The following is a 20,616-nucleotide window of genomic DNA, read 5'->3' as shown; positions in this document are numbered from 1 at the left end:
TTTAAGCGTTTAGTTCAGGCAGTGAAATCAGAGAAAATAAATTATAAAAGAAAAGGATGATTATAGGAAGCGGACTTATTGCAAAATCATTACAGCATCTGGATACCGAAAACACGGTATACTTTGCTTCCGGCGTTTCCAATTCCCTGGAAACAAGAAATTCAGAATTTGAAAGGGAATTATCGCTGCTTAGAACAACGGTTCAGAACAATAAAAATTCCAGGTTGGTTTATTTTTCAACCCTGAGCGTTCATGACCAGTCTAAGCAGACCAGTCCGTATGTGCTACATAAACTGCAGGCAGAAGATTTAATAAAAAATATTTCGGAAAATTACCTGATCCTTAGAATCGGGAATATTGTAGGACCAGGAGGGAATCCCAATACCCTGTTTAACTTCCTGAAAAACAGAATCTCAGGCAAAACCCTTTTTACCCTGCATAAAAAAGCGAGAAGAATCCTGGTGGATATTGATGACATATCCCGGATTTTTAAATCGGAGTACAAACATCTGAACAACCGGACGGTTAATTTTTCTTATCCGTATTATTACAGCATGAATGAAATTATAGAAGCCATGGAAGAACAACTGGGCACGGCAGCCATCTATCAGGAAAAGGAAGAAGGCGATTTCTATCCGGTAGCGTTTGACGACTCCGTGACTCAGTATTACTCAGAGATAAATGCGGCTGATTATTTAAAACTGCTGATTAAAAAATACCTTTAAAAACATAAATCAAGATGAGCTTTACCCACATTATCACGACCTCATTCAATGTTCCTTCTGTGAGCTGGAAACAGACCCGGGACGGGAAAAATACCCTCACTAACGAATGGTTTATGGACAGGATTGATATTTTTGACAAATACTGCCTGCCGTCATTTAAAAACCAGACCAACAAAAATTTCTGGTGGATCGTATTTTTTGATGTCAATACGCCGGAATTTTATAAAGAGCGAATCAAGGAAATTGAAAAAGAATTTCCCAGGTTCAAACCTTATTTTGTAAATGATCATGACGAAAAAAATGCAAGGCTTCCTGAAATAATCCTGGAATATACAGGAAATTCAGACTTCCTGATCACGACAGATGTTGATAACGATGATATTCTTCATATGGAGTATGTAGAGACCATCCAGCGTTTATATCAACCTGTAGATAATCTTGTGATTGACCTTAGAAGAGGCCTTCAACTTACCCACACTTCAGGAAATAAAGCATTCATCACCGAATATTATTCCGTGGCCAATCCTTTTGTAAGCCTGGTGGAAAGTGTACAGGATTTCAAAACGGTTACCCATCATTTTCATCATCAGTACCGCAATTTTAAAGATATTGCTGTTTTTGATGAGAAACCGCTTTACATTCAGTTTATCCATCAGAATAATCTGGCCAATAAGACGTTTAATAATAAACGGTTTTATAATATCAACTTTAATGATTATGGGCTGAAAGGCGAAAATCATTTTAAAATATCTTTTTTCAAAACACTTACCTACAATCTAAAAAGATACCTCAATTTTATAATCCCGAAAAGATCATGAATATCTCCGTAATTATCCCCGTATATAATGCTGCTGAATATGTAGAAAAATCGGTACGTTCTGTCCTGCAGTTTGATATTGTAAAAGAAATACTGCTAATAGATGACGGGTCTCAAGATAATTCTGCTGAAATATGCAAAACTATCGCAGCAACAGATTCCCGGATAAAGTTTATGCAGCATCCTGACAAAAAGAACCATGGGGTTTCCGCTACGAGAAACTTGGGGATTGATCTGGCTTCCCAGGAGTTCATTTCCTTTCTGGATGCAGATGATTATTACCTTCCCAACCGTTTTGATGCAGAAAAGGAATATTTAAAAAACCCGGGGATTGACGGGGTATTCGGGGCTCTGGCCACAGAATTCATCAGTGATGAAGGCAGAAGGCAGTACATGGAAAAATTTGCAACAGACGGCCTTACAACCGTTCGTAAAGAAGGTGAAGGGAAAGAAATATTTCTTGGGCTGACAGGAATTACTAAAGATTTCGGGACCTTTTTTTCTATGATTGCACTTACCGTAAGAAAATCAGCATTGGACAGATACAGCCTCCGGCTCAGTGAAAAGATGAAGATCGGCGAAGATAAGGAATTTATCATAAAATTATCTTATCATACCCATCTGAAATCCGGATTAATTAATGTTCCGGTAGCTATACGTACAGGGCATGAAAACAATACCATCACCAAAATAAAGAATAATTCGGGAGCATTCTTCCATCATAATTATTTGTTGTATTCTTCTCTATACCAATGGGCTAAAAAGCACAGAGATATTCCAGAAGAAGCCAGGGAACTTTTTAAGTACAAATCCCTTTCTTCTAAAGTGGCAAGTGATAAAGGGCTGTTAAAATATTTTAATTTTATCCGGTATTCTTTATTCAATCCCAAGCTTCTTAAGACAAGGTACAGGTATTATGCTTTAAAAAATAATTATTAATCCATGATAACTTTACCAACATGAATACACAGGAAGTTAAAAGCGTAAGTCCCGGCATAACAGAAATTTCTGTCATCATGCTTACCTATAATCATGCTGATTATTTAAAACAGGCTATTGAAGGCATACTCGCTCAGAAAACAGATTTTAATATTGAGCTGATTATATGCAATGACCACTCTCCAGATCATTCCGATGACGTAATTAATGAACTGGCAAAAGCGTATCCTGATATCATTCGTTATTTTAAACATGAGAAGAATATCGGCTTTGTAGAAAACCAGAGATTTGCATTTTCTAAAGTACGGGGAAATTATATCGCCTACTGTGAAGGAGACGACTACTGGACCGATGAAAATAAGTTACAGTTTCAGTTTGACTTTCTGGAAAAAAACCCTGAATACAGTATGGTGACTGCCAGAAATCTTCTTCTTTATCAGAATGACCATAAAATTACCAATGACGGCAAAGAATATATGTTCCACGGTAAAGAATATATAGATTATACGCTGGATACTTTCTTCAGGCAGAGGCCTACCCAGACTTTTACTTATCTGATCAGGAAAAAGTGGCTGGATGAAAAATGGATAGATATCTATCCTGATTACAGGGATCTGTACTATTTCTATCACCTTCTTGAATTAGGTAGAGGCAGATGCTACAATAAAGTAATCGGAGTGTATCGCCTTCATGACGGTGGTGTGTTCAGTTCTCTTGAAAATGAACATAAATACCTGACATCGATAGGCATTTTTACAAACATCAAAAATGTAAACAATGATGGAAGGGCTGATGAACAGATACTTAAAGATATGGATCAGCTTATTAATATATACTACTATAAAAAAGAATTTAAAATACCTGTAATCAATAAAAAGCTATATTCAGCAATATATAACCGTTTTTTAATTTCAAAAAACCTTAAAACATGTTTAGTTCAGTTATTAAAGATTGTGAAATATAGTATTCACAGAACTTAAAGCCAAGAAAGCATACTGAACTTCTGCTTATTATTTTATAAATTTATACGTCCCTAGAAGGACCTGATCAGGAAGAAATAAGCAAATACAATATACAGCAAGTGATGAAAAATAAAATATTATGTGCGGAATAGCAGGAATTATAGCCGATAATGCCCGGAATTACCAAGAAGCATTGAAAAAAATGACCGATTCACTGGCACACCGCGGTCCGGATGCTGCCCATACCGAGTATTACGAGAACGCAGCTCTAGGCCATCGGAGGCTGTCCATTATTGATCTTTCCGAAAACGGTAAACAGCCGATGTTTTCCGGTACGCGCAATGAATGCATCGTTCTGAACGGTGAAATTTACGGTTACCAAAGCATAAAAACAGATTATTCTGACTACCCTTATCAGGGAAGCTCAGATACGGAAGTGATTCTGGCCATGTACCAGAGAAAGCAGGAAAAGCTTATTCATGACCTGCCGGGAATGTTTGCCTTTGCCATCTGGAATGATGAAAAGCAGGAACTTTTCTGCGCCAGGGACCGTTTCGGGGAGAAACCATTTTTCTATGCCATCGGCAGCAATAACGAATTTATTTTTGCCTCTGAAATAAAATCGATTTTAGCCTCAGGGCTGATCCGCCCGAAAGTGAACAAGGAAGCGCTTTCCCATTACCTGCAATACGGGTATGTAAGCACTTACCATAGCATTTATGAAAATATCCATACCCTCCCACCTGCACATCAGCTGATCTGGAAAGACGGAAGCTTTTCCGTATCAAGATATTACAGCCTGCCTCAGAAAGACCGGGTAGTCAGCCTGTCTGATGCCAAAGAAGAATTCACTTATCTTCTTAAAAAAGCAGTCCGGAAGCAGCTTGTGGCCGATGTAGAAGTAGGAAGCTTTCTGAGCGGCGGCCTGGATTCTTCATCCATTGTAGCACTGGTTGCGGAATTTCTGCCGAACCAGACCACCATCAGCTTCGGGTATGATCATAAAGACAGCGAACTTAAGTATGCTAAAGAAATAGCGGATAAGTACAAAACCAACCACATAGAAATTAACGAACAGAAGAAAGACCTGTCAGCCTCCCTTCTTCAGGTAACGCCTTTTCTTGATGAGCCTTTTGCAGACCGCTCTTTTATTCCTCACTATGAAATCTGTAAAGCGGCCGGGGAAAACCTTACGGTTGTGCTATCCGGCGATGCGGGTGATGAGCTCTTTGGCGGATATAATTTCTATCAGATTGAAAACCAGCTGAGAAACCATTTCAGCTATAAAAATATAATTGCTCAATTCGGGATGAAGCTCTATCATAAAATGAAAGAGACCTCATTCATCACCCAGAAGAACATCCGGCATAAAAATATCCTGGATTTTCATCAGAATTTTGTGCGGAATACATTCAGCAAAGAGGAGAGAAACAGGTTGGGCATTTTTGAAAATTATCAGCAGCCTTACAGCTTTACGCCGGATCCGGATTCCCTGAATGATATTATGAGGGTAGACCTGGAAAAATTTGTTCCGGGCAATATGATGGTGAAATCCGACCGGATGGCCATGGCCAATTCGCTGGAAGTAAGGACCCCTTTCCTGGATGTTGATTTTGCAGAATTCTGTATCCAGCTTCCTGAACAGCTGAAACTGGATAACAGCCATGATAAAATCATCCTTCGTGAATCCATGCAGTCATACTGGACGGAAACCATCAGGAACCGTAATAAGCAGGGCTTCGGGATGAGTGTTGAAAGCTGGTTCGAAGAGGAAAGCCTGATGACTTTATCCAATGATCTCCTTAAAGACAGAAATCAGAAAATCTTTGATTATATTGATTTTTCATCTGCACAGAAATTCCTGAATAAAGACCATAAGCACTGGAACCTGTTGCAGCTGTCACTTTGGGCGCATAACAACCAAACTGTTTTATGATGCTGGAAATATCGGTTATCATTCCCGTATATAATGCTGCTGAATTCCTGGAAAAAGCCGTACTGTCTGCTCTTCAGTTTGATGATGTGAAAGAGATTATCCTGGCTGAAGACGGATCAACAGATCAGTCACTGGAACTTTGTAAAAAACTGGTTTCCCAAAATTCGAAGATCAGGCTGTACCGCCATGCGGACAACGGCAATCACGGTGCAGGGGCTACCAGAAACTTAGGCATGGAAAAGGCTTCATCAGCATTTATTGCATTCCTGGATTCTGATGACCATTACCTGCCCAACCGTTTCGATGCTGAAAAAAAATTGCTTGAAGATCCGGAAACTGACGGTATTTTCGGTGCTCTGGGCGTGGAATACCTTTCTGAAAAAGGAAAGCAGGAATACGAAGCTAAATTTAACAGTTCATTACTTACCACCGTGCAGTATACTGCGCAAGGAGAAGAAGTTTTCAGAGGGCTGCTGGGCCTTACCCCTAAAACGTTCGGTACTTTTTTTCATTTGAATACACTTACCGTCCGAAAATCTGCAGTCGTTCAATACAAACTCCGCTTCAATCCTGACCTCCGAGTACACCAGGATTCTGATTTTATCATTAAACTCGCCTATTTCTGCCATCTGAGATCAGGGATTATTGATAAGGCCATTGCAATAAGAGGCGTTCATGACAATAACAGGATCACAAAGATTATCCGGTATTCAAAAAAATACAATGAGCGTCAATACCTGCTTTGGGATTCTCTGTACAGATGGTCTGAAAATTTACCTTTAAAATCTGACGAAAAAGAAAAATTTTATTTGGAAAGAAAAGCTTTCGAACTCTCCCAGAAACAGGGTTTAAAAAAACTGATAGGATTAGTTTCAGCAGTAATGAAAAATCCTAAAATATTAAAAACAAAGTACCGGTTTACTTTTAGCCATACTAATCAATCTTAATAAAATGATGAACATTTCCGTAATAATTCCGGTCTATAATGCTGAAAAATTTGTTACCCAGGCTGTAGAATCCGCCTTGCAGTTTGAGGAAGTAAGCGAGGTGATCCTGATTGAAGACCAGTCTCCGGATAATGCCCTTGAAGTCTGTCGGAACCTTGAAATGAAGCATGAAAGGGTAAAGCTCTTTCAGCATCCTGACAAAGGAAATCACGGAGCTGGCCCGACCAGGAATTTAGGACTGGAAAAAGCCACCGGTGATTTTATCGCATTTCTTGATGCCGATGATTATTACCTGCCCAACCGTTTTGATGCGGAAAAAGAATTGTTCAAAAATCCTGATATAGAAGGGATATACGGTGCATTAGGTGTTCATTACTATTCTGACAAAGCGAAAGAGCAATATTATTATATCTTCGGCGACCGCCTGACAACTGTTTACAAAAGGCATGACCCAAAAGATGTTTTTCCGGGGCAGCTTAACATGAGAGGCAGCTTCGGCCTTTTCAGTATTGACTGCCTGACCGTAAGACGGGGAGCTATGGTAAAAAAACTGAACCCTCTTTTCAAAACCCATCTCAGGCTGCACCAGGATACGGAATTCCTGTTCAGGCTGTCCTATTATCTTAACCTGTATCCGGGCATTCTTGATCAGGCTGTGGCAGTGAGAGGAGTGCATGAGAGCAACAGAATTACAGCCGTAGATTCAAAAAAAGTAAATCCGGCTGCCAGCAGAGTCCTGTTATGGAGAGAGGTAAATACCTGGGCACAGAGCGAAAATACCATTCCCGAAGAGGTAAAACTGCATATCCGGAGAATGCTCCGCAGCTATGAAATTGCCTTGGCCGCTCCGGTAAAGAAATGGCAGATGATTATAAAATACCTGGTTACGGATTATCCTAGTATCAGATCAGGACTTTACAATATTAATTTCAGGAAATATTTATTTTAGCAGTTTTGATTTTAATTTATTAACCACGAGCTTCAGCGTGGTTGAAAAACTGATTTTGGAGAAATCTATGGTCTGGTTATACAGGCGGATATAAAATTCATGCTCGGTAATAACGAAGGTATATTCATTTTTCCTGCGGGTAAGCGTCTCATACACTTCATCATAGCCTGCAAATTCTTTTTGGAGCAGCGACAGCAGTTTTTCCAGTTTCTTTATTTGTGCCGTCCCGTTATCCGTAGTCCAGATTCCCGTCCCTACCCTGTAGTCAGCCATATTAATGGGCAGATATTTTATTTTGCCCTTCCTGGCGACCATCATCTGCAGCGGATAATCGAAAAGAGGGCTTTCAACATACCAATCCGGAAGGTTCATATGCTCTGCTCTCATCATAACAGAGGGCGTATACATAAGAGGTCCTTTTGCAATATCTGAAAGCGTATAGGTAGCCTCTTCATTCTCTTTGGGTCCTTGGCCTAATATTTTATCATCAAGAATTCTGTTTACCTGATGGAAACAGATGGAAAAATCCGGATTTTCTTCCAGAAAACGGGCCTGGGTTTCCAGTTTTTTAGGATCTGTCCAATAATCATCCCCTTCACAAAAAGCAATATATTTACCGTGGCATTGCGGAAAAGTATAGATGTAATTCGGTAAAACACCCATGTTTGCATGTGCCAAGAGCCTGATCCGGTGTCCGTTCTCATTGTTTTTTATGATCTCCTCAATAATTTCCACAGTACCGTCTGTAGATCCGTCATCTGAAATCACCACCTCATATTCAAAAGAAGTTTCCTGCATAAGCAGGCTTTCTACGGTCTGTTTTATATAATCCTTTTGGTTATATGTCAGGGTACAAACACTCACTAAGGGCTTTGTCATTATAGATTGGTTCTGTTAATAAATTAATTTCAATTAGTGAAACTTTTGTATCTCAACATTTTAGACGCTTCACTGTTTATGTTTTTACATGGGGTCAAAAGTAAGGCTTTTTTCTGATTTTTACCTTCTTTAAATAATTCCGCAATGGTTTTTCCGCAGCTTCGTACAGGAATGCAGAAACCAGCAGCAGGCACGGAATATAGATCAGAAAGACAATATCACTCCTATAAATTTCCAGACTTTCCCATAATATCTTTCTTAAAATATACAGAACGGGAATATGTACAATATATACGGCATAACTGATTTCGCCTAAATATTCCAGCGGCTTCCAGGAGAAGAGTTTTGTCAGGACCCCGTTATTGCATGAAATCAGATAAATTACAGGGATGAATAAAACAGCCATCAGACCATTGTGAAAGTTTAAGGGAATAAAGATTAAAGACAATAAAACGGCTGTAAACAGTAAGATGATCATGCCGTCGTAATTCCCTGGCCTGAAATTTTTCATAAACAGGATTCCCGCAAGGTTACCCACCAAAAATTCATTAAGATGCAACAACGGAAAATAATGGATAAACTCATAACTTACCGTATGAGGCCCTTTATATGCTGAGGAACTGATATAAAGATTTGAAAAAACCTGCGTTCCCAGCCAGATCAGAATAACGATTACCCAAATATGCTTATTCCCTTTTATATAAAGGTAATTGTACAGGAAAGGAAAAAGAAGGTAGAACAGAAATTCCACAGAAATAGACCATCCGGGAAAGTTCAAGACCATGGCATCGCCCGGAACCCAGCTTTGAAGCCCGGACAGATACAGGAATATATTGTAAAAACTGAACCCGGAATACTTGGTAAAAAGAAGCAGAAGCATCCCCGCAATATACAGAGGATAAATTCTTGCAAACCTGTTCTTATAAAAATCGGCGTAGCTAATTTTTTCTCTTTTATGATAAGCGACAATCATAATAAATCCGGAAAGGATAAAGAAGTAACTTACGCCCACATTTGCCCTGAGGAAAATATCGGAGAGGTAATTGATTTTATATAAAAATAAATCTTTTTTAAAATGAGAAACAACAATCGCTAATGCAGCGATAAACCGGGTAAAAGTGATCTGGGGAATTTTCACAGAAATACAATGATTTTTCTTACCGGATCCGGATCAATACCTGCATACGACATACATACTTTGGCCACTGTGTTAAATTTAGTGCACAAAAATAAAGATTTTTCAATTATTTTCAGGATATAATTATCTTTGTGGAAATTTATTAACACAAATAAGATGAAATTTTCCATTTTAATTGCCAATTACAACAATGGCAGATTCTTTAAGGACTGCTACATGTCTATTATTGCCCAGGAATACAGCAACTGGGAGGCTGTTATTCTGGATGATGTTTCTACAGATAACTCATTGGAAATAATCCGGGAAATCATTGGAAGTGATCCCCGTTTCAGAATTTTTGAAAATGCTGAAAACAGCGGTGTCGGAATCACTAAAAGTAAGTTGATAGAAATTGCAGATGGAGAGATCTGCGGTTTTGTAGATCCTGATGACGCTGTGGCTTCTGACGCACTCTCATCCGCCGTGGCGATTTTCAAACAGAAAAAAGATATTGTTCTTACCTATAGTAAGTTTGCAAAATGTGATGAATATCTAAAACCAATCGAAATTTCCAAAATGACTGATCAGGTTGTTAACAGCTCACCTTTTTTTTTTAATTGTCCGGTAAACATTGTACATTTCGTATCTTTCAGAAAAGAAGTGTATGAGAAAACCGAAAAAATGAATACGGAAATGAAAATAGCGGAGGATCAGGATCTTTACCTTAAAATGTATGAGAGAGGAAAAGTCCAGTTTATTAATAAAGTTCATTATCTGTACAGGCTGCATTCTGGAGGTATCTCGCAGAATAGCAATAAACCGAAATCAAAAGAATATTTTGCACAGGTTATCTTTAATGCATTCAGGCGCAGAAATCTGAAAATCATAAACGGAAAAACAATACCGAAGGTATATACCAATCCGGAAGAAATCTATGATCTGTTGGAATACCAGAATAGGTTTTTATTTAAAGTGAATAAAAAGCTGATCATCTTTGTACAGAAAATTTTTAATTAATGCCAGACAACAAAAAAATAAAAGTTCTCTTCAGGCACCGTTCCATGGAAATGGGTGGTGTTGAAAAAGTAGTTCTAAGCATGCTTAACCATCTGGACCGCCAAAAGTTTGATCTTACGGTCTGCCTTAATATGAACCAGGGAGAACTCCGTAATGAAATCCCTTCCCATGTCCGCAAGGTTTATCTTACGGAAGGAAAAGAAGATTTATCAAAAAACGCAGTCATTAAAAAACTCCAGCTTGCAAAAAGAAGGCTGAAGCTCAAGCGGTCTGAAACCAATCCGAAAATTTCGGATAAAATTCTTCAGGAAACCTATGATGTGGAAATTGCCCCAACCTACTCTGTTTTTGCCCCTGTTTTAAATTCCGGCAACCGGAACTCCAAAAAGATAGGATGGTTCCATTCTGATATTACGGTTCCCAAATTCAAACCGCTAATTCCTGCCATTCTGAAACAGATCCCTCAGTTTGATTATTTTATTTTCGGTTCCCAGCAGACCAAAGACATCCTGGTAAAGACTTATCCTGACCTGAAATTACCGGAAAACCAGGTAATCCTCAATGCGATCCCGATTGATGAAATAAGACAGAAAGCAGAGGCTTTTAAACCTGATTTCCCGGATAAGCCTGTCTTTGCTTCCGTTGCCAGGTTACACACCAGGAAAGGTTTCCATAAATTGATGGATGCCCATGCAAGACTGATAAAAGAAGGCTTTGACCACCATGTTGTGGTTATCGGTGACGGGGAAGAAAGAGAAAATCTTAAAAAACAGGCTGAAAAGCTGAGCGTTACCGGCAGTTTTGAGTTTTTAGGTTCTCTCATAAACCCTTATCCATATGTGAAAAATGCCGACTACTATATCCTTCCTTCGGAATCAGAGGGCTGGCCATTAATTATTGCCGATACACTTATCCTTCAGAAGCCTATTATTGCCACCAATGTCGGAGGCGTTCCTGAAATGATTATCCATGAAGAGAACGGATATCTGATCAACTATGAAACCGATGAAATGTATGAAGCCATGAAACTGTTTATTACTAACCGTGAATTGGTTTCAGATATAAAAGAAAACCTGAAAGATATTGACAGGCAGTTCGACAATCAGAAGATTTTTAATGCTGTTGAAGATATTATCACTAAACTATCAAAAAAATAAACATGATTCTATTATACCGGGCAATCCTTAAAATCCATACCATGTATCATTTTATGATACAGCAGATTTACCTTAAAATCTGTCTATCCAAAGGCCTGAAAGTGGGCAGAAACGTCCGTTTTGTAGAAGTCCCACAGTTCGGAACGGAATGTTTCCTGATTGAGATCGGTGATGAATCCACATTTTCAAACAATGTAAGATTTGTCAATCATGACGGCGGGCAGAACGCACTGCATTTTTTTGATGAATATAAAGATGTCCGGACTTTCGGAAGAATAAAGATCGGCAGGCAGTGCCTGATCGGGGCTGACACCATTATTATGCTGGGCGTGGAAATGGGTGATAACTGTGTACTGGGAGCAGGTTCCATCCTGACGACTTCGATGCCGGCCGGAACGGTATACGCCGGGGTCCCTGCAAAATATATCTGTACAGTTAAAGAATACGGAGATAAACTACTGGCAAACAATGTAATGTATCCACGTGAACTGGAACAGGACAGGCCTAAGCTTGAAGCATACATCAGCGAACATCTTCCGCATACGTATAAACCGGTAAAAAAGTAATGAATGGCATGGCTGAGAAGAAGAAATTACTTATCCGCATCGGGTCCCTCCGGCATGGAGGTGCAGAGAAAGTTCTGGTCACATTCTTAAAAAACCTTCCGGAAGATCAGTATGAAATCGATCTGCTGCTCAACCTATACTCCGGAAAATACTTACCTGAAGTTCCGAAATGGATTAATATCCTGTATCTGCATAAAGGCGAGATGATTACCACGAATCGCCCCCATGAAATCCCGAAAAAGGCGGCAAGGGTTCTCTACCAGGGAATGCTGAAAAAATTCCCGAATATTCTGTATAAAGGAAAGCTGAAGAATAAAAAATATGATCTGGAATTTGCTGCCATTCACGGAATGCGCGATGAAATCCTGGGATCTCCTTTAAAAAACTCAAAAAAAGTAGTCTGGATCCATAATGACCTTTCTCAGGTAAAGGGATATACGGATCAGGAAATCCGGAAGTTTTTCGGCTTTGACAGAATTATGGTTATCTCCGAGAAAATTGAGCAGCTTTTCCACAGCCTGGCCAGAAATGAAAAGGAAAAACAGAAAATTGTAAAAATTTATAATCCTTTAGATACCGGAGAATTTATTTCAAAAGCAGATCAGCCGGTACTTAATTATACCTTTGATAACACTGTCCCTACTTTTATTTCCGTCGGGACCGTATTTCCGCAGAAAGGTTTCGACCGGTTGCTGAAAGTGCATAAAAAGCTTTTGGACGAAGGTTTTCAACATAAAATATTAATTATAGGCGACGGTTACGACTTTGAAAACATCAGGAAACTGAAATCTGATCTCGGAGTGGACGAAACGGCAACCATGCTTGGTTTTACCGATAATCCCTATCCTTATTTCAGAAATGCGGATTTCTATATTTTAAGCTCAAGGTATGAAGGTTTCCCAACCGTTTTGTTTGAAGCCCTTGCCCTCAAAAAAAGGATTATATCAACCGAAGTTTCCGGCGCTGCAGAAATGCTGAATAACGGCGAACTGGGCTTACTGGTTGATAACTCTGAAGATGGGATTTACCATGGCATAAAGGAAGCATTATCGCATCCTGAATCGTTTGAAAAATACACTTTGAAGCTTAAAGATTATGCAATGCCTTTCAACCTTGAAAATTCAGTCCATAAAATTGCTTCAATCCTAGATAACCTATAACGGATCAGTTTTAATTTTAATCATCATCTATTTTATATTACCGTATGCCAGATCAATACTCTATCCTTCAGAAAGATTTTTACAGGGAAAGCGGAAAATGGCTTTCTATTTTTGATATGTGGACAAAATGTATTAATCCCAATCTGCATTTCATTTATATCCTGAGAAAAAGCCAGAAACATCTTAATACGCCTGTATTAAATCTGTTCTGGAAACTTATTTTAAGGCATTACCAGATTAAATACGGCTTCCAGATCTATCCTGAAACTGAAATAGGGGAAGGGTTCTATTTAGGGCACTGGGGCAGCCTGGTTATTAATCCGAAAGTAAAGATTGGCAGGAACTGCAATATAGCGCAGGGCGTTACCATCGGGCAGCAGAACCGAGGAAAAAATGCAGGCTTCCCCATCATTGGCAATGGAGTCTGGATCGGAACAAACACAGTGATCGTCGGAGGAATTACCGTTGGGAACAATGTATTGGTAGCACCGAATGCCTATGTAAATTTTGATGTTCCGGATGATTCAGTGGTCGTAGGTAATCCCGCAAAAATTTATCCGAATGAGAATGCAACAGAAGGTTATATTAATAATAAAGTCTGAGATTCTGTCTGCCGGGACCAGCTGACACAGAACAAGTGAATATTGCAGTATTTCATTAGCAATACCGTTAATTTCCTATTATGAATATCAGTGACAACTGCTTCTACGGCCACTACATAGAAACTATTTTTACAGGCTAGACTACTACACCGAATTTGATTCTTTTACTTCTTTGCTTGCTTTAAAGCTATCCAGTGGAACAATTAGTTTTGCAGCAGTTACTACGCTGACGGTCTATAATATGTGGGTTTGCTGCTGCTTGCTGCACTTCTTAAGCCAACGTTTTACTTTAATCTTAATAATAGCGAATTAAAATCTCCGGATTAGCCTATTTTGAGTGACAGTAATAGATCAATTGCCATTTGAGAACTCCTCAAGGCAAAAGCCTCTGTTTTCACCTTGTTTCATTAAAACTTAACACTTTTTTACATGAATTATCATTAAGCCAAGGTTTAAGTAGTATATAGTATGCCAGTGTGCAATGAGGCAGATGTAACATGATGTAATCTGTTTGTTTACGGTCGGTCAATGTTTTATTCTGAGGTATCGGTTATTGAGAACAGGGAACAGGGTATAAACGCAAAAACTCCTTCATCGGATGATGAAGGAGTTTTATAAAATAAAAAAAGACTGGCGGCGACCTACTCTCCCGCTTTCGCAGTACCATCGGCGCTGGTGGGCTTAACTTCTGTGTTCGGAATGGGAACAGGTGAGCCCCACCGCTAAAACCACCCTAAAGGTTGTATATAGCTGTAGGCAGTAGGCTATAAGCTTTAGGCTTACAGCGTAAAGCATACTGCTTTTTATCGGTAAATATCATCACAAAGGCAAAACCATTTTGGCACTTATAAGGCTTGGCTTATCGCATGAAGCTATAAGCTTACAGTATCCTGATAGGCAATAAATCTACGGGTAATTAGTACTACTCGGCTATGCTGTTACCAACTTTACACCTGTAGCCTATCAACGTGGTCATCTCCCACGACCCTTAAAAGATGTCTCATCTTGAGGCGAGTTTCACACTTATATGCTTTCAGTGTTTATCTCTTCCAAACGTAGCTACTCAGCGGTGCACCTGGCGGTACAACTGATACACCAGAGGTTTGTTCAATTCGGTCCTCTCGTACTAGAATCAAGCCCTCTCAAACATCTAACGCCCGCAATAGATAGAGACCGAACTGTCTCACGACGTTCTGAACCCAGCTCGCGTGCCACTTTAATGGGCGAACAGCCCAACCCTTGGGACCTTCTCCAGCCCCAGGATGTGACGAGCCGACATCGAGGTGCCGAACCTCCCCGTCGATGTGAGCTCTTGGGGGAGACTAGCCTGTTATCCCCGGAGTACCTTTTATCCTATGAGCGATGGCCCTTCCATACGGAACCACCGGATCACTATGTCCTGCTTTCGCACCTGATCGACTTGTAGGTCTCACAGTCAAGCACCCTTATGCCATTACACTCTACGCACGGTTACCAAGCGTGCTGAGGGTACCTTTGAAAGCCTCCGTTACTCTTTTGGAGGCGACCACCCCAGTCAAACTACCCACCACGCAATGTCCTTCCATACAGAAGTTAGGCTCCAAGTAAGTAAAGGGTGGTATTTCAACGTTGGCTCCACAGACACTAGCGTGCCCGCTTCATAGCCTCCCACCTATCCTACACATTACTTACTCAAAGTCAATACGAAGTTATAGTAAAGGTTCACAGGGTCTTTTCGTCCCATTGCGGGTAATCGGCATCTTCACCGATACTACAATTTCACCGAGCTCGTGGCTGAGACAGTGCCCAGATCGTTACACCATTCGTGCAGGTCGGAACTTACCCGACAAGGAATTTCGCTACCTTAGGACCGTTATAGTTACGGCCGCCGTTTACTGGGGCTTCAGTCAAACGCTTCGCATTGCTGCTAACGCCCTTCCTTAACCTTCCAGCACCGGGCAGGTGTCAGACCCTATACAGCATCTTTCGATTTAGCAGAGTCCTGTGTTTTTGATAAACAGTCGCCTGGGCCTCTTCACTGCGGCCAGCATTGCTGCTGGCGTCTCTTCTTCCGAAGTTACGAGACTATTTTGCCTAGTTCCTTAGCCACGACTCACTCGAGCACCTTAGGATTCTCTCCTCGACCACCTGTGTCGGTTTTGGTACGGGTTGCTTCACTTCGGCTTTTCTTGGAATCTATTTCCTTACAGCAGCTTCGCCCGAAGGCTAGGCCTTGACTATTCCGTCAGTCTCCAGTAAGTACGTAAATCCGTCCCCTTTTTAGTGTGAGCAAGTATGGGAGTATTAACCCATTGTCCATCCACTACCCCTTTCGGGTTCGCGTTAGGTCCCGACTAACCCTCAGCTGATTAGCATAGCTGAGGAAGCCTTAGTCTTTCGGTGAGGGGGTTTCTCGCCCCCTTTATCGTTACTTATGCCTACATTTTCTTTTCTGTCCGCTCCACAATACCTCACGGTACTGCTTCGGTGCAAACAGAATGCTCTCCTACCAGATATAATAAATTATAAATCCATAGCTTCGGTAATATGCTTATGCCCGATTATTATCCATGCCGGACCGCTCGACTAGTGAGCTGTTACGCACTCTTTAAATGAATGGCTGCTTCCAAGCCAACATCCTAGCTGTCAATGCAGTCCAACCGCGTTGCTTCAACTTAGCATATATTTGGGGACCTTAGCTGTTGGTCTGGGTTCTTTCCCTCTCGGACATGGACCTTAGCACCCATGCCCTCACTGCCGCAGAACATTTATTAGCATTCGGAGTTTGTCAGGAATTGGTAGGCGATGAAACCCCCGCATCCAATCAGTAGCTCTACCTCTAATAAACTTTATTGCGACGCTGCACCTAAATGCATTTCGGAGAGTACGAGCTATCTCCCAGTTTGATTGGCCTTTCACCCCTACCCACAGGTCATCCGAAGACTTTTCAACGTCAACCGGTTCGGTCCTCCACTCTGTGTTACCAGAGCTTCAACCTGCCCATGGGTAGATCACAAGGTTTCGCGTCTAATCCTACTAACTATGCGCCCTATTCAGACTCGCTTTCGCTCCGGCTCCGGACCTGAAGTCCTTAACCTCGCTAGTAAAATTAACTCGTAGGCTCATTATGCAAAAGGCACGCCGTCACCCAACTTGTGGGCTCCGACCGCTTGTAGGCGTACGGTTTCAGGTTCTATTTCACCCTTCTATTCGAAGTGCTTTTCACCTTTCCTTCACAGTACTTGTTCACTATCGGTCTTTCAGGAGTATTTAGCCTTGGAGGATGGTCCCCCCATATTCAGACAGGATTTCACGTGTCCCGCCCTACTCATTTATCACTCAAATATGCCTTTCATGTACGGGGCTATCACCCTCTACGGCTGTTCTTTCCAGAACATTCTATTAAACATATAAAAGCTTTTGGGCTAATCCGCGTTCGCTCGCCACTACTTACGGAATCTCTTCGATTTCTTTTCCTCCGGGTACTTAGATGTTTCAGTTCTCCGGGTTTGCTCTCTAAATAAATTTAGAGTGACTGGTCTTCAACCAGACGGGTTGCCCCATTCGGACATCTCGGGATCAATTCGTGTGTGCCGATCCCCCGAGCTTTTCGCAGCTTACCACGTCCTTCTTCGCCTCTGAAAGCCTAGGCATCCGCCATACGCCCTTAACGATTTCTTTCCTATTTTTTAGGTTACTCAAGCACTTATAAGTGCTCGGTTTTCTCTTTGTGATGTCTTTACCGTTAATGTCAATGATCTTTGTTCTTGTACTTAAGCAATCAAGTGAAGCATACTAATGACGGCTCCGTCATTATGTAGAATATACACTTTCTTTTATTACCCTCATACATCATACCCTATTACCTAAGTAATTAAGTACAATCCGTGGAGAATAAGGGAGTCGAACCCTTGACCTCCTGCGTGCAAGGCAGGCGCTCTAGCCAGCTGAGCTAATTCCCCCTCTAGTCAGACTTAAAAGACTCAAGATCCTAGAGACAAGACTTTCTAATTGACAGTCTTGGTTCATGGCTCTCTACTCTTCCCGTCTTTTGCAATTAGTAGTCTCGGGCAGGCTCGAACTGCCGACCTCTACATTATCAGTGTAGCGCTCTAACCAGCTGAGCTACGAGACTGTCTTTTAGACTAACAGATCCCAGATGCTAGATACAAGACTTTTACATTGGTCTTGGTTCTTGGCTCTCCGCTCCTGTATCTCTATCCCTATACTAATTCCTAGTGGGTTTGTATTGTATTTTATGTAAGATAGCAACCAATAAAAAAACTAAAGCTCTAACTTTAAGTAAGTACTTGGTACAGTTAAGTACCTAATTTTGTTTATACTCGCTTAACGAGTCTCTAAAATGAGATGTTCCAGCCGCACCTTCCGGTACGGCTACCTTGTTACGACTTAGCCCTAGTTACCTGTTTTACCCTAGGCAGCTCCTGTTACGGTCACCGACTTCAGGTACCCCAGACTTCCATGGCTTGACGGGCGGTGTGTACAAGGCCCGGGAACGTATTCACCGCGCCATGGCTGATGCGCGATTACTAGCGATTCCAGCTTCATAGAGTCGAGTTGCAGACTCCAATCCGAACTGAGACCGGCTTTCGAGATTCGCATCTTATCGCTAAGTAGCTGCCCTCTGTACCGGCCATTGTATTACGTGTGTGGCCCAAGGCGTAAGGGCCGTGATGATTTGACGTCATCCCCACCTTCCTCTCTACTTGCGTAGGCAGTCTTACTAGAGTCCTCAACTTAATGGTAGCAACTAGTAACAGGGGTTGCGCTCGTTGCAGGACTTAACCTAACACCTCACGGCACGAGCTGACGACAACCATGCAGCACCTTGAAAATTGCCCGAAGGACGGTCTATTTCTAAACCCATCAATTCCCATTTAAGCCTTGGTAAGGTTCCTCGCGTATCATCGAATTAAACCACATAATCCACCGCTTGTGCGGGCCCCCGTCAATTCCTTTGAGTTTCATTCTTGCGAACGTACTCCCCAGGTGGCTAACTTATCACTTTCGCTTAGTCTCTGAACCCAAAAGCCCAAAAACGAGTTAGCATCGTTTACGGCGTGGACTACCAGGGTATCTAATCCTGTTCGCTCCCCACGCTTTCGTCCATCAGCGTCAGTTAAGACATAGTGACCTGCCTTCGCAATTGGTGTTCTAAGTAATATCTATGCATTTCACCGCTACACTACTTATTCCAGCCACTTCTACCTTACTCAAGACCCGCAGTATCAATGGCAGTTTCACAGTTGAGCTGTGAGATTTCACCACTGACTTACGAGTCCGCCTACGGACCCTTTAAACCCAATAAATCCGGATAACGCTTGCACCCTCCGTATTACCGCGGCTGCTGGCACGGAGTTAGCCGGTGCTTATTCGTACAGTACCTTCAGCTACTCTCACGAGAGTAGGTTTATCCCTGTACAAAAGAAGTTTACAACCCATAGGGCCGTCGTCCTTCACGCGGGATGGCTGGATCAGGCGCTAACCCATTGTCCAATATTCCTCACTGCTGCCTCCCGTAGGAGTCTGGTCCGTGTCTCAGTACCAGTGTGGGGGATCACCCTCTCAGGCCCCCTAAAGATCATCGACTTGGTGAGCCGTTACCTCACCAACTATCTAATCTTGCGCGTGCCCATCTCTATCCACCTCAGTTTTCAATAAAAAACGATGCCGTCTCTTATATTATGGGGTATTAATCTTCCTTTCGAAAGGCTATCCCCCTGATAAAGGCAGGTTGCACACGTGTTCCGCACCCGTACGCCGCTCTCTCTGTCCCGAAAGACAAATACCGCTCGGCTTGCATGTGTTAGGCCTCCCGCTAGCGTTCATCCTGAGCCAGGATCAAACTCTCCATTGTATGTTTGTCTGACTCACTCAAAGTTATTTTACGCTTTAGTTTTTCCTTATTCTTGGTTGTATATCTGTTTTTCAATGATCTCTCTTCTTCCGCTCCCACAGCCACCCTTTTCTGTCGTTGGGCTTTGCCGTATTTGCGTGTGCAAAAGTAAAACTTTATTTCTAATCCGCCAAATGTTTTTAAGGAAAATTTTAAAGTTTTTTTCTGTAACCTTAACCCTTCTCAACATTCAACCCCTCTACTCCTGCGCTCCCGTTTTACCGGACTGCAAAGATACAAATCTTTTCCAACCATCCAAATTTTATTTATCTAAAATCTTAAAAAGTTTTTCCCGATCCGTATCCTACACAACTGCCTGAAGCAATCCTGTAAGGTAGATGATTAGTTATTTTATTCCGGCTTACCTAAAAGCCTCTTCTGCGCTGCTGATCTACTCTCGTTTTTCAGTGGGGCAAAGATAGAAACTCATCCCTTATCTTCCAAATATACGTAACATTATGTTCATCTTAAAACACAATTTGTGGGAAAGTAAATCCTTATCCAACTGACTGCATAACGTTTACAGATAATTCAGAGTTATCCACAAGATTCAAATACCATAGGTATGGGTTAAAAAACTTAAGGTCATGTGAACTGTTTCGCCGGTAAATAGAGACCAAAAGGACCTGAAAACAGATTTTAAATCAGTGGCGAAGGTTATAAATCCTACCGGTTGCTGACAAAGATTCTGTCTTTATATAAGATAGTTCTCATATAAGATATAAGAAGAAGAACGAAATAAGTAAATTATGCCGGGATGGGTTTATCAAAGTTATTCCTGACAAAACAATGGTTGTTGAACCGTGATTAGATTAACATTGACCGGTGTAGAAACAACTGCGTGTGATAAATCTGTGAGAAAAACCGTAATGCAAACTTTAATCAAACCTTACAGGTTTTAAAAACCTGCAAGGTTGGGTTCCTATACTTCTGACGGTAGGTGATAT

At 41.3% G+C, this 20,616-nt stretch carries 14 protein-coding genes, 2 tRNA genes and 3 rRNA genes; 12 read left to right on the top strand and 7 right to left on the bottom strand.

Annotation, left to right across the window (positions count from 1 at the left end; all coding sequences use genetic code 11):
* The first annotated feature begins 56 nt into the window (after nucleotides 1-56).
* The 7 genes from SD427_RS01665 (at nucleotide 57) to SD427_RS01635 (ending at nucleotide 7,275) form a co-directional block, all read left to right on the top strand.
* Complete coding sequence (locus SD427_RS01665; protein ID WP_320559594.1) at nucleotides 57-725, top strand: NAD(P)-dependent oxidoreductase; 669 nt, start codon at nucleotides 57-59, stop codon at nucleotides 723-725.
* A gap of 14 nt (nucleotides 726-739) precedes the next feature.
* A complete protein-coding gene (locus SD427_RS01660; protein WP_320559593.1) occupies nucleotides 740-1,543 on the top strand; it encodes a glycosyltransferase in 804 nt (267 codons plus the stop codon).
* Nucleotides 1,540-2,481: a glycosyltransferase family 2 protein gene (locus tag SD427_RS01655; RefSeq protein WP_320559592.1), complete on the top strand. Its 942-nt coding sequence runs from the start codon at nucleotides 1,540-1,542 to the stop codon at nucleotides 2,479-2,481. Before SD427_RS01660 ends, SD427_RS01655 begins: the two co-directional genes overlap by 4 nt.
* A 20-nt stretch (nucleotides 2,482-2,501) precedes the next feature.
* Nucleotides 2,502-3,461 (top strand): glycosyltransferase family 2 protein, encoded by a 960-nt coding sequence (locus SD427_RS01650; protein WP_320559591.1) that lies wholly within the window; start codon nucleotides 2,502-2,504, stop codon nucleotides 3,459-3,461.
* Nucleotides 3,462-3,582: 121 nt separating this feature from the next.
* Nucleotides 3,583-5,379, top strand: coding sequence for an asparagine synthase (glutamine-hydrolyzing) (asnB, locus tag SD427_RS01645; protein ID WP_320559590.1), 1,797 nt, complete (start codon nucleotides 3,583-3,585; stop codon nucleotides 5,377-5,379).
* Complete coding sequence (locus SD427_RS01640) at nucleotides 5,376-6,326, top strand: glycosyltransferase family 2 protein (RefSeq protein ID WP_320559589.1); 951 nt, start codon at nucleotides 5,376-5,378, stop codon at nucleotides 6,324-6,326. The genes asnB and SD427_RS01640 overlap by 4 nt, the downstream gene beginning before the upstream one ends.
* A gap of 4 nt (nucleotides 6,327-6,330) precedes the next feature.
* Complete coding sequence (locus SD427_RS01635) at nucleotides 6,331-7,275, top strand: glycosyltransferase family 2 protein (protein WP_320559588.1); 945 nt, start codon at nucleotides 6,331-6,333, stop codon at nucleotides 7,273-7,275.
* Here the strand turns inward: SD427_RS01635 and SD427_RS01630 are convergent.
* Both SD427_RS01630 and SD427_RS01625 read right to left on the bottom strand, forming a co-directional pair.
* The gene (locus SD427_RS01630; protein WP_320559587.1) at nucleotides 7,267-8,154 is read right to left on the bottom strand and encodes a glycosyltransferase family 2 protein; all 888 of its coding nucleotides are present in this window, start codon (nucleotides 8,152-8,154) and stop codon (nucleotides 7,267-7,269) included. The genes SD427_RS01635 and SD427_RS01630 overlap by 9 nt on opposite strands.
* Before the next feature lie 94 nt (nucleotides 8,155-8,248).
* Nucleotides 8,249-9,292, bottom strand: coding sequence for an acyltransferase (locus SD427_RS01625; protein ID WP_320559586.1), 1,044 nt, complete (start codon nucleotides 9,290-9,292; stop codon nucleotides 8,249-8,251).
* Between the two features lie 156 nt (nucleotides 9,293-9,448).
* Between SD427_RS01625 and SD427_RS01620 the strand changes: the two genes are divergently transcribed.
* Genes SD427_RS01620 through SD427_RS01600 form a run of 5 tightly spaced genes read left to right on the top strand, consistent with a single transcriptional unit; the run spans nucleotide 9,449 to nucleotide 13,773 of the window.
* Nucleotides 9,449-10,288, top strand: coding sequence for a glycosyltransferase family 2 protein (locus SD427_RS01620; protein WP_320559585.1), 840 nt, complete (start codon nucleotides 9,449-9,451; stop codon nucleotides 10,286-10,288).
* Nucleotides 10,288-11,445: a glycosyltransferase gene (locus tag SD427_RS01615; RefSeq protein ID WP_320559584.1), complete on the top strand. Its 1,158-nt coding sequence runs from the start codon at nucleotides 10,288-10,290 to the stop codon at nucleotides 11,443-11,445. The genes SD427_RS01620 and SD427_RS01615 overlap by 1 nt, the downstream gene beginning before the upstream one ends.
* Before the next feature lie 2 nt (nucleotides 11,446-11,447).
* The gene (locus tag SD427_RS01610) at nucleotides 11,448-12,011 is read left to right on the top strand and encodes an acyltransferase (RefSeq protein ID WP_320559583.1); all 564 of its coding nucleotides are present in this window, start codon (nucleotides 11,448-11,450) and stop codon (nucleotides 12,009-12,011) included.
* 8 nt (nucleotides 12,012-12,019) lie between these two features.
* Nucleotides 12,020-13,171 carry a glycosyltransferase gene (locus tag SD427_RS01605; RefSeq protein ID WP_320559582.1) on the top strand — a complete coding sequence of 384 codons (1,152 nt, stop codon included), beginning with the start codon at nucleotides 12,020-12,022 and terminating at the stop codon, nucleotides 13,169-13,171.
* Nucleotides 13,172-13,215: 44 nt separating this feature from the next.
* On the top strand, nucleotides 13,216-13,773 hold the full coding sequence (locus SD427_RS01600; RefSeq protein ID WP_320559581.1) for a serine acetyltransferase: 558 nt from the start codon (nucleotides 13,216-13,218) through the stop codon (nucleotides 13,771-13,773).
* A gap of 628 nt (nucleotides 13,774-14,401) precedes the next feature.
* On the opposite strand, the gene rrf is transcribed toward SD427_RS01600, so the two are convergent.
* From rrf to SD427_RS01575, 5 genes are all read right to left on the bottom strand, one after another.
* Nucleotides 14,402-14,509 (bottom strand): 5S ribosomal RNA (gene rrf, locus SD427_RS01595).
* A gap of 160 nt (nucleotides 14,510-14,669) precedes the next feature.
* Nucleotides 14,670-17,433 (bottom strand): 23S ribosomal RNA (locus SD427_RS01590).
* Between the two features lie 207 nt (nucleotides 17,434-17,640).
* Nucleotides 17,641-17,714, bottom strand: a tRNA-Ala gene (locus SD427_RS01585).
* Between the two features lie 99 nt (nucleotides 17,715-17,813).
* A tRNA-Ile gene (locus SD427_RS01580) sits at nucleotides 17,814-17,887 on the bottom strand.
* A gap of 226 nt (nucleotides 17,888-18,113) precedes the next feature.
* A 16S ribosomal RNA gene (locus SD427_RS01575) occupies nucleotides 18,114-19,630 on the bottom strand.
* Together the 16S, 23S and 5S rRNA genes with 2 tRNA genes alongside form the textbook arrangement of a ribosomal RNA operon.
* Nucleotides 19,631-20,616 lie beyond the last annotated feature (986 nt).

The sequence above is a fragment of the Chryseobacterium sp. JJR-5R genome, from assembly GCF_034047335.1.
Lineage (GTDB): Bacteria > Bacteroidota > Bacteroidia > Flavobacteriales > Weeksellaceae > Chryseobacterium.
Note: the sequence above shows the minus strand (reverse complement) of the source record. Positions and strands in the feature narration are given on the sequence as shown.

What these genes read in the sequence shown, in the direction of transcription:
- SD427_RS01665 (WP_320559594.1), top strand. Translation starts at nt 57, where the DNA reads ATGATTATAGGAAGCGGACTTATTGCAAAATCATTACAGCATCTGGAT.
- SD427_RS01660 (WP_320559593.1), top strand. Translation starts at nt 740, where the DNA reads ATGAGCTTTACCCACATTATCACGACCTCATTCAATGTTCCTTCTGTG.
- SD427_RS01655 (WP_320559592.1), top strand. Translation starts at nt 1,540, where the DNA reads ATGAATATCTCCGTAATTATCCCCGTATATAATGCTGCTGAATATGTA.
- SD427_RS01650 (WP_320559591.1), top strand. Translation starts at nt 2,502, where the DNA reads ATGAATACACAGGAAGTTAAAAGCGTAAGTCCCGGCATAACAGAAATT.
- asnB (WP_320559590.1), top strand. Translation starts at nt 3,583, where the DNA reads ATGTGCGGAATAGCAGGAATTATAGCCGATAATGCCCGGAATTACCAA.
- SD427_RS01640 (WP_320559589.1), top strand. Translation starts at nt 5,376, where the DNA reads ATGATGCTGGAAATATCGGTTATCATTCCCGTATATAATGCTGCTGAA.
- SD427_RS01635 (WP_320559588.1), top strand. Translation starts at nt 6,331, where the DNA reads ATGATGAACATTTCCGTAATAATTCCGGTCTATAATGCTGAAAAATTT.
- SD427_RS01630 (WP_320559587.1), bottom strand. Translation starts at nt 8,154, where the DNA reads ATGACAAAGCCCTTAGTGAGTGTTTGTACCCTGACATATAACCAAAAG.
- SD427_RS01620 (WP_320559585.1), top strand. Translation starts at nt 9,449, where the DNA reads ATGAAATTTTCCATTTTAATTGCCAATTACAACAATGGCAGATTCTTT.
- SD427_RS01615 (WP_320559584.1), top strand. Translation starts at nt 10,288, where the DNA reads ATGCCAGACAACAAAAAAATAAAAGTTCTCTTCAGGCACCGTTCCATG.
- SD427_RS01610 (WP_320559583.1), top strand. Translation starts at nt 11,448, where the DNA reads ATGATTCTATTATACCGGGCAATCCTTAAAATCCATACCATGTATCAT.
- SD427_RS01605 (WP_320559582.1), top strand. Translation starts at nt 12,020, where the DNA reads ATGGCTGAGAAGAAGAAATTACTTATCCGCATCGGGTCCCTCCGGCAT.
- SD427_RS01600 (WP_320559581.1), top strand. Translation starts at nt 13,216, where the DNA reads ATGCCAGATCAATACTCTATCCTTCAGAAAGATTTTTACAGGGAAAGC.